Origin of the sequence: Streptomyces sp. NPDC058663 (genome assembly GCF_042716745.1) — a bacterium.
GTDB lineage: Bacteria > Actinomycetota > Actinomycetes > Streptomycetales > Streptomycetaceae > Streptomyces.
The window spans coordinates 167894-179517 of record NZ_JBHXRV010000002.1; the positions used below are offsets into that span (position 1 = coordinate 167894).

Here is an 11624-nt window from a genome sequence, read left to right on the forward strand (position 1 = left end):
TCAGTGATCATGTAAGGGTGGCGTGGGGCTCGGGAGTTGTTCATGGGCCGCCCCAACCGGGCGATCAGGGCTGCGATCACCCAGCGCCGCGCGGACGCCATCGACCTCAAGCTCGCCGGTGTCGACTGGCTGACCATCGCCCGCAAACTTGCCGCGGACCCGTCGGTGAACACCGACGGTGTCGCGTACCCGCAGGGGTACGGCATCGACAAGTACAAGCGCGGCCAGGAACCGCCCACCGACAAACGCCTCATCGAGCTGGCGTGCAAGGACGTCTCCAAAGCCCTCCTGGAGCGCACCACCGTCCTCGACGGGAACAGCGACGAACTCCGCCAGCTCATGGTGGAGCGACTGGAGCGACTGTTCTTCACGGTCTACCGTGCGGCGATCCGCTCCGGGGACTACCAGGCCGTAGACCGTGCGGTGCGGATCATCGAGCGCAGCAGCCGCCTGCTCGGCCTTGACCGGCCTGTCCGTACGGAACTGTCCGGGCCGGACGGCGGTGCGGTGCAGGTCGAGACAGCGGGCCTGGCCGAACTGGAACGCCTGATCGCCCTTGCCGGAACCTCCGAGGGCGAGAGTGCCGAAGGCTGATGAGGCTGCGGTCCTCGCCCTATACCGGTCGCTTCCCGCGCACCAACGCCGCGAGATAGCCGCAGCCTCCACCCCACAGCTCCGCGCCCAGCTCGTACGCATTGAACGCGAGCTGGCGATGGACCGCTCCCCCGGCGCGATGGCGTCCGTCCTCACGGACGGCCGGGAGATGCAGGCCCCGCATCTGGCGAAGATCGACGCCGCCTTCGAGCGGGTCGCTGCCGGGAAACCGACGAAGCTCCTGCTGACGATGCCCCCGCGGCACGGCAAAAGCCGCCGCGCCGCGAGGTGGGCGCCGCTGTGGTACCTGCGGCGCCGTCCGGAGCACCGGGTGATGATCGCCTCCTACTCCTCCGACCTCGCCGACGACCACGGCCGGTGGATCCGCGACGCGATCCTCAACTACAGCCCCCAGCTCGGCATCAGCCTCCGTCCCGGCTCGTCGGCCGCGAACCGCTTCGACCTTGCCGGAACGGAGGGCGGGGCCGTCATGGCAGGTGTCGGCGGCGGCCTCACCGGCAAGGGCGCCCACCTCGCGGTGGTGGACGACCCGATCAAGGACGCCGCCGAAGCGTCCTCGCCCACCATGCGCAAACGCCTGTGGGAGTGGTGGCAGGCCGTCCTCCTCACCCGTATCGAGCCGGGCGGCTCCGTCATCCTCATCCAAACCCGGTGGGACGAGGACGACCTCGCCGGCCGCGTCCTGGCGGACGAGGGCGACCGGTGGACGGTCATCGACCTGCCCGCCCTCGCCCTCTCCGAGGATGACGCTCTCGGCCGCAGCATCGGCACACCGCTGTGGCCCGAGAGGTACGACCACGACGCCCTCGCGGAGATCCGCCGCTCGGTCGGCGAACGCGTCTGGTGGTCGCTTTACATGCAGCAACCCCGCCCGCAGGACGGCGGCGTGTGGGACTGGGCATGGATCACCAACAACCGCATCAGCGCCGCCCAGTTCCGTGGCATCGACCTCACCCGCATCGTGGTCGCAGTCGACCCCGCAGGCGGGGAATCCGCTGTCGGAGACGAGACCGGCATCGTGGCCGCTGCGACCGACCGCGACGGGCACCTGTACGTCCTGGACGACCGCTCCGGCAACCGGGGTGCGGACGCCTGGGGGCGGGAAGCGTGCCTGCTCGCGATTGAGTTGCGAGCAGACGCGATCGTCGTCGAGTCGAATTACGGCGGCGACATGTCGAGGCAGATCCTCAACCAGGCGTGGCAGGAGCTTCACCGCGAGAAGCGCACGGAGAACATGCTGATGCCCGCCGTCCTGTCCGTCACGGCGAAGCACGGCAAGAGGCTGCGGGCGGAGCCGATCGCCCAGTTGTACGAGCAGGGGCGTGTTCATCACGTTGGTGAGTGGCCCGTGCTGGAGCAGCAGATGGTGACCTGGGTCGCCGGCATGGACAGTCCTGACCGGATGGACGCGGCGGTCCACGCGATGACGCAGCTTGCCGACCCGCAGCACAGCGGCGTGTCCTCGTCTGCCTACCAGGACGGCAGGCTCAGGGGCCGTAGGTAGCTGGGCGGCCCCGGCGATGCCTGCACGGCAGCGCCGGGGTGCCGTTCCTCGGCCTACCAGTACCGGTGAACGTGGGCCTCGCGCTCCTCAAGCAATCGGTACGCCGCGTGTACTCGGGCGCGCTGGGGCTCGTCCAGCAGGGGTTCTGTCCAGACCGTCGGTTCTCCTTCTGCGCGAGGGAGAGGTGTCCGGTAGAGCAGAGGTTGGCATACCTGTCGCACGGCGTGGAGTACGTCGGCGACACAGCCAGTGGTGAAGTAGTGGTCCCGCTCCCACAGGCTCTCTCGTAGCTCGGCAATCAAGATCAAGAGCCCTTCGAGGCCTTGCTTGTCGAAGGTGTCGTGCAGACGCCTGCCCAGCTCTGAGTCTCCGTAGTGGAGTGCGACGTCAGTGTCCGGTTCGTCGCCGCCCGGTGCCGCGTGGCGGCGGCCTCGTCGCATCCGCGCCTCGGTATAGCTGATACCCGCCTCGGCGGCGAGGTTGCGGTTGGTCTTCTTGGACGACCTGTTGCGCGTCATCGTGCACCCCGCCTGGGGAGTCCCACGCCCCACCCAGGTCTTCGCTGCGGGTACGACGATTGACCCGCAATTCCTGAGGGGCGGCGATGCCGATGCTCCTGAACCTTGTTGCTCCTCGGGCGTCCGCTCGTGCTGCGTGGAAGCCAAGCGGGCTCGGAGTAGGCAGGCGAGACTGCCGGGCACCACCGTAGAGCAGGAGCTGAGCCCCGCACACCTACTCTGGGATTTGGCGCGGGGCTGTCGAGGGGACCGTCCTTCGTGGGCCTGCACGCCTTCCTTACCGATGCCTGGTCGTGGCTGAACTACAAGCCCTCTATGGCGTCCGCCACCGACCGTCGCCCGCACAGGGCTCTGTCGCCGGAGGCGTACGCATCGTGGGTACCCGACGACGCAGTGCGGCGCCTCGCCGCGTACAAGCTCCTCGCCGCCTACGACTCCAACCAGGCAGGCGAACTCGCCGCGCTCACCGGCAACGAAGCAGGTTCCGAGCGCCGAGAGTTCGGTGATCCGGCCACATTCGTGGATACCGCGCTTGCACATCTGCTGGGCCAGTCCCAGCAGATCATCGTCCCCGGTGCGGAACATGCCGGCGAAGAGGACGCCTCGCCGGAAGCGGTCGCCGCGGCGGAGGCGCAGCAGCGTCTCCGGGAGTGGGCGGAGGTGGAGCTGCTGCCGCTGCGGATGCAGGCCGCGGAGCGCAAGGCGGTCCTGTTGGGGGATGGGGTGTACCTGCTGGCCTGGGACGCAGTGAAGGGCCGGGTGAGGTTGAAGACGTACGACCCGGGGTTTTACTTCCCTGTCGTGGAGGATGACGCCGACCCGGGCGACTACCCGAGCAGGGTGCACTTGGCGTGGGAGATCCCCGAGGACCCGAAGCGGGGTGTGAAGGCGCGGGTTCGGCGCATCACCTACGAGCTGGGTCCGATCGAGATCGCGTCCCGTGTGGTGCGGGAGAAGGACGGTCGGATACGGCGGGAGGCGGTGGAGACCTCCGAGGGCATCATGCTGAATCCGGGTGACGTCTACCGGCTGGAGACCGACACCATCGAGCGCACTTACCCGTGGGCGCGCGGGCAGGCGTCGACGACCACGTGCTATCTCACCGACGCCGAGTGGACTGTGGACGATCTCCGGCACGGGCAGTCCCTTGATGACCTTCCCCTGGACAAGGCACGGTTCCGGACGCGGGCAGACGGGGTGATCCTCAGCCGTCTGGATCTGCGCCTGGACTTCATCCCCCTCATCCACATCAGCAACACCGTCGCCGACGGCGAGCACTTCGGACAGTCGTCGCTGGCGAAGGTCATGCAGGCGTTGGACGAGCTGGCGGAGACCGACACCGACTCGGCGCGGGCCTCCGCGACTACCGGGGCGCCGATCATCGGCCTTGCAGGGGCGCGCGCTGAGGTCGACCGGGTCACCGGGCGTCCCAAGCCGTTGTCTGTCGAGCCCGGCACCGTCTTCCAACTGGCGGACGGGGGGCGCATGGACGTCCTCGACACATCCGGGCAGCTCGCTGAACTCAGGGCCCGGGTCGAGGAGATCCGCGACAGAGCGGCCGTCAACTCCCGGCTCCCTGCCGTTGCCCTTGGCACCGTGGACCCCTCACGGGTGCCCAGCGGGTACGCGCTTCAGCTGTCGCTGGGTCCGCTCGACTCCCTGGTGGGGGCGCTGCGTCTCGCCCGTGCCCACAAGTACAGCCTGCTGCTCAAGATGGTGGGCCGCATTCACCAGGCAGGCCAGGCCCCCGGCTGGCCGCTCGGTGAGGCCTTCCCCGCGCGTCTCGTATTCGGCCCGCACACCCCCACAGACCGCACCGCGATCCTCGACGAAGTCGTGAAGGGGGTGACCGCGGGCGTGCTCTCGCTGGAGACCGGCATTCGCATGTTGCAGGATGCGGGCTACCCCATCGAGGACACACGGGAAGAGATACGACGGATCGTTGAACTCCGCAGGTCGGAGGACGAATCCACTTCCAGTCCGGGGGCGGCGGAGGATGGCAACGAGCCGGCGGCCGATGATGCCACGGCGGGGCCCCGTAAGGGGGAGGCCGTCAGCTCTTCGGCTTCTTCGACGTCTTGAAGTGCTCCTGCTGGTCCTCCACGGGACGGCGCAGATCGCTCTCCTTCATCTCCGTTCGGGTCCCGCCGCCCCATTCGGAGATGTAGGTGCCGAGGCCTCCGGGCACGTTGTCGATGCGAGTGACGATCATGCAGTGGTCAGCGAAGTTGCCGTACTCGGCTCCCAGGAGAGTGCCTTCCTTTTCGGCCCGTCCGGCTGCCAGCCGCTTCCCGTCCGTGTCGTAGATGACGGTTTCCGCCTCGGAGCCAGAAGTGCGCACGCAGGAACCAGGAGACGATCCCGGTGTCGTGTGCGTGGCGTCTTGCAAGCTGACTCGGTACGAGGTGAACGGCGCACCGTCGACCCACGGCCTCCAGATCGCCAGGGCTGCGCCCAGCACGGCTACGGCGGCGCCCGCCGCCAGTACAATGCGGGCCGTGTGCCCTCTCTTCGGCTTCGCCTGCTCCCCCGCCGTTCCCACGAAATCCCCACCCTCATCCATGAAGATGATCATGCCAGGGCGTCTCAACGGTGCCCCTCGGGCTCCCCTTGGCCCGGCGAGAGCCAGAGTGCGGTGGGGCACCGACTGAAAGAACGCTCGGAGATCGTCGGGAACACGGGCCGCAGCAAAGGTTGCTGAGGGCGCAGTCTTGACGTCCGTAGACTCACTCATGGCGCGGGGCCATCGTGGGAGTAGCACTCTTTGATGACCCGCAGCCTGCCCTCACCGCGCACCGTGCTCGGTTTCCGCCGTGACGGCCGCCCGATCTTTCCTGTCCTGGGTGCGTCCTCGGAAGACCCGTCGAACGACGACGCGACCGTAACGCTCACTCAGACGAAGCTGAACACCCTCCTGTCCCGGGAGAAGGACCAGGGCGGCCGAGCCGCGCTGCGTTCCCTCGCCGACAAGCTCGGCTTTTCCAGCACTGCCGATCTGTCCGACTACGTAACCGGGCAGCGGCAGGCCGAGCAGGAACAGCTCACCGAGGCCCAGCGCCGCGAGCAGGAGCTCGTGGAACGGGAGAAGGCGGCGGTCACCCGGGAGGCACAGGCGCTGGCCCGGGAACGGGATGCCACCCGGCGTGCTCTGCTCGCCGGCGTCGGTGCGGTGGGCCAAGATCTGGATGACGCGGTGGCCCTCCTGCGGGTCCCCGATGATGCCGAGGAGTCGGTGGTCGGAGAGGCGGTCCAGGACCTGAAGACCCGTCGTCCCGAACTCTTCGCTCCCGCCCAGACCGGAACTTCTGTGGTTCCGGCGGCTCCGGGTGGCGCTCCGGCCTCAGTGCCGCCGCCGCGCCCCGGCAACGTCGAGCGCAAGCCCGGCGCGGCCGGTACGGAGATGGCCCGCCGTCGCGGCCTGCTCCCCGCCAACGACTGACTCGCTTTCCGCTGTTGGGGACCACGCCCCCCTTTCTCTTCGTGGACGACGCCACCGGCCGGTGAGCGTGCGCAGCTCCAGCACCATCAGGAGACGCGGCGTGATCCAGCCGTTCACGACCTCCGTGACGGTGACCGCTGACCGGGACTGGCTTGCGTCCCGGCACGGCACCGACAGCACGGACACCATCACTCTCGACCTGCCGAAGTTCACCAAGGGCACGCACTACGTCGAGCCGTCGCCGGGCAACATCCACGGCTACGTCCGCTCGGGCGTTCCCGTCGGCCGCATCACCGCTTCCGGCCTGTACGGACCGTACGACCCGCTCGCCAAGGACGGGCGGGAAGTCCTTTCCGGCCTCGTGTACGCCGAGGCCGCGTACACGCCGGGCGCCACGAAGGTTCCCGCCGCCCTGTTCTGGCACGGCACCGTCAAGACCGGGAAGATCCCCGGCGGCATCGACCCCACGAAGATCGTCGCCCACCCGGCCGGTGCGCAGCTCCGCTTCCTCGGGGCGGTGGGCGCGTGAGCATCGCCGACCTCCTGAAGAACGTGTCGGTGGCCGACCTGACGGTCTACGCCCGCACTATTCCCACCCCGGCCGACTTCCTCCTCACCCAGTCCGTGTTCGCCGAGACGCGGGTCAACGATGTGAAGTGGCGGGTGCGTCAGTCGAAGCGGCGCGTGAACGCCGCCTCCTACCGTGCGTACGACACGAGCGTGCCATTCGCGAAGCGGCAGGCCGAGACCACCCAGACCGAGGGCACCCTGCCCGCCCTGGGTCAGAAGCTCCTCGTCGGCGAGATGGAGCAGCTGCTCCTGGACGCGTCCCGGGGGGCGGATGACGACCGGCTCGTGGAACTCCTCTACGACGACACCGAGCGGCACGTAGAGGCGATCCGCTCCCGCCTGGAGCTCGCCGCGGGCGATGTTCTGGTGGACGGCAAGTTCTCCCTCCAGGGCGAGAACGGTCTGACCGTCGAGGTCGACTACGGGGTCCCGGCGGCGAACATGCCGACCGCCCCGAAGCCGTGGTCGTCCCCTGATGCCGATCCGATCGCAGACGAACTGCGGTGGATCGAGTACCTGGATTCGATCGGTGCGCCCGCTCCTGAGCAGGTCATCACCAGCCGCAAGGCGTACTCGCACCTGGCGTCGAATCAGGCGTACCGGGCCGCCTACTACGGCACCCCGGCCGGCGGTCAGACACCGACGTCGACGCTCAATCCCGAGCAGGTCAACTCGGTGCGCGGCACCTACGGTCTGCCGCCGGTCACCCTGTATAAGGCGCAGGTGTGGCAGGACGACGTGTCCAAGCGGGTGCTGCCCGAGGACCGGTGGATCATGCTGCCGCCGGACCGGGCGAAGTGGGGTCAGACGCAGTACGGCACGACCGCCGAGTCCCTGGCCCTGTCCCGGGGGACGAACCCGCAGATCGAGCGGCAGGAAGCGCCGGGCATCGTCATCACCCGCGACGTCCAGGACGACCCGGTGCAGGTGTGGACGAAGGGCGCCGCTGCGGCGATGCCGGTTCTGTACGCCCCGGACTGCCACGTCACGGCGACGGTTCTGTGAGCGCCGCCGTCCGTGCGCGCGGCACCCTGAGCTGCGCCGTTCACGTCCTGGACCCGGTCGAGCGCATCCCTGTGGTGCTCCTGCCCGGAACCGAGGTGGCGGACCCGGCCATCGCGGAGCAGATCACCAACCCACGCTGCTGGCAGGAGGGTGCGCCGCCCGCCCCGAAGGCACCCCCGAGTACGTCCGCCCGGAAGACGAAGACCGTCTAGGGCCGACCCTGCACGGCGGGGAGCAACCCACTGCGCGGATGCTCCCCGCCGTCACCCTTACCTCTCTGGAACCCCCCTGTGAACAGCGACGTCCTCAGCTGGCTTATGTCCCAGCTCGGCCCCGTCACCGATCCGGCCGATCTCACCCACCGGTACGACCGGCTGCACTCCGCCCGCAGCGTTGCCCTGGAGGTCCTGCACGAGCGGATCGCGGGCCTGCTCGCCGAACCCTTGAAGGTCACCGTCAACGGGGTCGTCACGATCGACAACTCGGCCAACGTGACCGCCCTCGAACGTCGTGCCGCCCAGCTCCTCACCGAGCCGGCCCCCGATGACACCCCGTCCGGCGGCCACGACCTGGTGGCGGCCGTCCAGCTATGCGCCAGACCCCGCCGATGACGTTGCCCGCCGACCACCCTCAAAGCTGGCAGAACACCTACCCAACCCCGCCGCCGGTCCTCCCTCTCGGTCCGACAATGGGGTGGCTGGCCGCGTACGCGGGAGCACTCCTCGGCGCGAACCTCCTGACCTCATCACACGGGATGATCCCTGTCGGGCTCGGGCAGACAGCGACCGCTGGAACGGTCCTCGCTGGGTTCGCGCTCATGGTCCGTAACTCGCTTCAGGATCTCTTGGGGCGTCGCGGGGTCATGACGGCGGTCCTTCTCGGCTCTCTGCTGTCCGCGCTCATCGCCCCGCCTGCCCTGGCGTTCGCGAGCGCGGCATCCGTCCTCGTCGCCGAGAGCGCAGACATGTGCCTGTACACCCCGCTGCGCCAACGCGGCTGGGTGCGGGCAGTCGTCCCCGCCACCCTCCTCGGCTCGCTCCTCCACACGATCATGTTCCTCACCCTCGCCGGGATTCCCGTGTGGGCTGCTGTGCCTGGGCAGATGGTCGGCAAGACGTGGGCCGTCACTGTACCGGTTCTGTTGGTTCTGCTTCGGCGCAGTGCGTGGCCTAGTGCCGGTCGAGTACGCCGCCAGGCCCGGGACTGGGTGTCGCCTTCATGAGCGCAGTCGTTCGGTGCTGTACCTGTCCTCGCCTCCAGTCCGGCCTCCGGCGAACCAACGGCCAGTGCCTGAGAATCGCGCCATACCCCTGAAACAGGGTGTCCTGGGGCTCACCGCAGTCATCGGGTGTGCCTGGCAGGCAAGTGCCTGCCAGGCACGAAGGGTGCCGCCGGTCAGCCGGTCGGTCCGGCCCCGACGAGTTCGTCCAGTACGTCTTCCATGGTGACGAAGCCGATGACGGTGCCCTTGTCTCCGGTGACGGCGGCCAGGTGGGTGCCGCCGGCCCGCATCGCGGTCATCGTGTCGTCGAGCGGGGTGTCGATCTCGACGCGGATAATCGGGTGCAGGGCGCTTTGAGGGAAGGGCTGGGAGCGTTCGGCGACGCCCAGAGAGTCCTTGATGTGCAGGTAGCCCAGTACTTCGCCGCCGGCGCCGGTGACCGGCAGTCGGGAGAAGCCCGACTGTGCCGCAGCCCGTTCGAGTTGGCGAGGGGTGGTTCCGTCATCGACGGTGACCACCTTGTTCAGGGGCACCATGACTTCTCCGGCGGGGCGGGTGCCCAGTTCCAGTGCGTCTCGCAGGCGTTCGCCGTCGGAGGGGGCGAGCAGGCCAGCTTCGCTGGAGTCCTTCACCAGGCGGACGAGTTCGTCGTCGGTGAAGACGGAGGTGACCTCGCTCTTGGGTTCCACCTTGAGCAGTCGCAGCAGGGCGTTGGCGAACGCGTTGATGCCGAAGATGACCGGGCGCAGGGCCCGCGTCATTGCGATCAGCGGGGGGCCGAGCAGGAGCGCGGTCGGGGCCGGGGCTGCCAGTGCGATGTTCTTGGGGATCATCTCGCCGAGGAGCATGTGCAGGTACGTTGCGGCGGTCAGCGCGATCACGAAGGCGATCGGGTGGACCAGCGCGTCCGGTACGCCCACGGCCTTGAAGGGGCCTTCCAGCAGGTGGGCGATGGCTGGCTCGGCGACGGCGCCCAGCACCAGGGAGGAGATGGTGATGCCGAGTTGGGCGGTGGCCATGACCGCGGAAAGGTGTTGCAGGCCCCAGAGGGTGGAGGTGGCTCGCCGGTTGCCCTTGCGGGCGGCGGGCTCGATCTGGCTGCGCCTCACGGAGATCAGCGCGAACTCCGCGCCGACGAAGAAGGCGTTGGTGACCAGGGTGAGGGCGCCGATGAGCAGTTGGACAGCGGTCATCGGGCTTCCTCCGTACGGGGCTGGGCTGCAGCGGGTGCGGTGACTCGGACGCGGTCGGCGCGGTGGTGTTCCACGCGGAGCACCGCGAGCTGCCAGCCGTCAACGTCGAGCCGGTCGGAGAGGGTGGGGATGCGCTCCAACCGGGTCGCGATCAGGCCCGCAAGGGTTTCGTAGGGCCCGTCAGGGACGCTGAAGCCGATAGTTTCGAGCTGGTCCAGACGGATGCTTCCGTCGGCCTCCCACACGGAGCGTCCGTCCGGTGCGTCCTCGGTGAGGACGAGGTCGGGGGCTTCGTGGGGGTCGTGCTCGTCGCGGACCTCGCCGACGACTTCCTCGACGATGTCCTCGACGGTGGCCACGCCGGCGGTGCCGCCGTACTCGTCGATAACGACGGCCATGGTGCGTGCCTGGCGCAGTCGGCCGAGCAGCTTGTCCACGGGCAGGGAGTCCGGCACCAGTAGGGGTGTCGTCGCCAGGTCGCTCACGCGGGTGAGGCGGCGCTTGTCCTCGTCGAGGGCGAGTACGTCGCGGATGTGCACGGTGCCGATGACGGTGTCGAGAGAGGTGCGGTAGACGGGGAAGCGGGACAGACCGGTGGCCAGTGTCAGGTTGGCCGCGTCCTGGGCGGTGGCCATCGCTTCCAGGGCCTGCACGTCGATGCGAGGGGTCATCACGTTCTCGGCGGTGAGGTCGCCCAGGTGCAGGGTGCGGACGAACAGCTCGGCCGAGTCCGCCTCGATAGCTCCCTCGCGGGCAGAGTGCTGGGCGAGGGCCACCAGTTCCTCCGGCGTCCGGGCCGAGGCCAGTTCCTCCTGCGGTTCCATGCCCATGCGGCGCACCACGCGGTTCGCCGTGTTGTTGAGGTGGTGGATCAGCGGGCCGAAGGCGGCGGTGAAGGCACGCTGCGGCGTGGCCACCACCTTCGCGACCGCGAGCGGGCGGGAGATCGCCCAGTTTTTCGGTACGAGCTCGCCGATCACCATGAGCAGCACCGTCGACAGGGCGACACCCAGCAGTGTGGCGGTGGTGCTCACCCCGCCAGCGGGCATGCCGACCGCTTCCAGGGGGCTGCGCAGCAGCGCGGCGAGGGACGGCTCCGCGAGCATGCCGATGACCAGGGAGGTCACCGTGATGCCCAGCTGGGCACCGGAAAGCTGGAAGGTCAGCCGCTTGGCCGCCTGGAGCGCGCTCGCGGCGCCGCGCTCGCCCGCCTGGGCGGCCCGCTCCAGCTCACTGCGCTCGATCGTGGTCAAGGAAAACTCGGCTGCGACGAACACCGCGCACGCCAGCATGAGTGCCAGCGCCAGGAGCAGCAAAAGGACCTCGGTCACCGTGCCACCCCCGATCCCTGGCCTGCGGAAAGCGGTCGGGCTGCGGCACGGCACGTACTGGGAGGCTCACCCATTGCGGGTCTGCCACTCCTTCGTCACTCGGCGGATCGAGATGATCCGGGGATTGTTCGGGTCGGACAGTCTGCCCGAGTACATCGTAAAGAGATAGTAAAACATGCGCGGCGGACAGGCTCGCGGACTGGTCGGCGGGGGTTCTTTTCGGACGT

General features: G+C 68.8%; 13 protein-coding genes. 9 read left to right on the forward strand and 4 right to left on the reverse strand.

What is annotated here, in order from left to right; translation table 11 throughout:
- Window positions 1-42: 42 nt before the first annotated feature.
- Window positions 43-594 carry a hypothetical protein gene (locus ACFWVV_RS02045; protein WP_384342611.1) on the forward strand — a complete coding sequence of 184 codons (552 nt, stop codon included), beginning with the start codon at window positions 43-45 and terminating at the stop codon, window positions 592-594.
- Window positions 581-2119, forward strand: coding sequence for a terminase large subunit domain-containing protein (locus tag ACFWVV_RS02050; RefSeq protein ID WP_384342609.1), 1539 nt, complete (start codon window positions 581-583; stop codon window positions 2117-2119). Before ACFWVV_RS02045 ends, ACFWVV_RS02050 begins: the two co-directional genes overlap by 14 nt.
- A gap of 53 nt (window positions 2120-2172) precedes the next feature.
- On the opposite strand, the gene ACFWVV_RS02055 is transcribed toward ACFWVV_RS02050, so the two are convergent.
- A complete protein-coding gene (locus ACFWVV_RS02055) occupies window positions 2173-2637 on the reverse strand; it encodes a hypothetical protein (RefSeq protein WP_384342607.1) in 465 nt (154 codons plus the stop codon).
- A gap of 258 nt (window positions 2638-2895) precedes the next feature.
- Here ACFWVV_RS02055 and ACFWVV_RS02060 point away from each other — a divergent pair, with 258 nt between their 5' ends.
- Window positions 2896-4719, forward strand: a complete 1824-nt coding sequence (locus ACFWVV_RS02060; protein ID WP_384342605.1) for a hypothetical protein — start codon at window positions 2896-2898, stop codon at window positions 4717-4719.
- Here the strand turns inward: ACFWVV_RS02060 and ACFWVV_RS02065 are convergent.
- A complete protein-coding gene (locus ACFWVV_RS02065) occupies window positions 4691-5212 on the reverse strand; it encodes a hypothetical protein (RefSeq protein WP_384342602.1) in 522 nt (173 codons plus the stop codon). The two genes, ACFWVV_RS02060 and ACFWVV_RS02065, sit on opposite strands and share 29 nt — an antisense overlap.
- Before the next feature lie 192 nt (window positions 5213-5404).
- Between ACFWVV_RS02065 and ACFWVV_RS02070 the strand changes: the two genes are divergently transcribed.
- The 6 genes from ACFWVV_RS02070 to ACFWVV_RS02095 all read left to right on the forward strand — a co-directional run bounded on the left by ACFWVV_RS02070 (window position 5405) and on the right by ACFWVV_RS02095 (window position 8873).
- Window positions 5405-6076 (forward strand): hypothetical protein, encoded by a 672-nt coding sequence (locus ACFWVV_RS02070; RefSeq protein WP_384342600.1) that lies wholly within the window; start codon window positions 5405-5407, stop codon window positions 6074-6076.
- A gap of 100 nt (window positions 6077-6176) precedes the next feature.
- Window positions 6177-6605 (forward strand): head decoration protein, encoded by a 429-nt coding sequence (locus ACFWVV_RS02075; protein ID WP_384342598.1) that lies wholly within the window; start codon window positions 6177-6179, stop codon window positions 6603-6605.
- Window positions 6602-7651, forward strand: a complete 1050-nt coding sequence (locus ACFWVV_RS02080) for a major capsid protein (protein WP_384342596.1) — start codon at window positions 6602-6604, stop codon at window positions 7649-7651. Before ACFWVV_RS02075 ends, ACFWVV_RS02080 begins: the two co-directional genes overlap by 4 nt.
- Window positions 7648-7863 carry a hypothetical protein gene (locus ACFWVV_RS02085; protein WP_384342594.1) on the forward strand — a complete coding sequence of 72 codons (216 nt, stop codon included), beginning with the start codon at window positions 7648-7650 and terminating at the stop codon, window positions 7861-7863. The genes ACFWVV_RS02080 and ACFWVV_RS02085 overlap by 4 nt, the downstream gene beginning before the upstream one ends.
- Window positions 7864-7968: 105 nt before the next feature.
- A complete protein-coding gene (locus tag ACFWVV_RS02090; protein ID WP_384342592.1) occupies window positions 7969-8262 on the forward strand; it encodes a hypothetical protein in 294 nt (97 codons plus the stop codon).
- A gap of 251 nt (window positions 8263-8513) precedes the next feature.
- Complete coding sequence (locus ACFWVV_RS02095) at window positions 8514-8873, forward strand: hypothetical protein (RefSeq protein WP_384342590.1); 360 nt, start codon at window positions 8514-8516, stop codon at window positions 8871-8873.
- A 173-nt stretch (window positions 8874-9046) separates the two neighbouring features.
- Here ACFWVV_RS02095 and ACFWVV_RS02100 read toward each other — a convergent pair whose 3' ends face one another.
- Both ACFWVV_RS02100 and ACFWVV_RS02105 read right to left on the reverse strand, forming a co-directional pair.
- Window positions 9047-10066, reverse strand: coding sequence for a hemolysin family protein (locus ACFWVV_RS02100; RefSeq protein ID WP_384342588.1), 1020 nt, complete (start codon window positions 10064-10066; stop codon window positions 9047-9049).
- The gene (locus ACFWVV_RS02105) at window positions 10063-11397 is read right to left on the reverse strand and encodes a hemolysin family protein (protein WP_384342586.1); all 1335 of its coding nucleotides are present in this window, start codon (window positions 11395-11397) and stop codon (window positions 10063-10065) included. Before ACFWVV_RS02105 ends, ACFWVV_RS02100 begins: the two co-directional genes overlap by 4 nt.
- Window positions 11398-11624 lie beyond the last annotated feature (227 nt).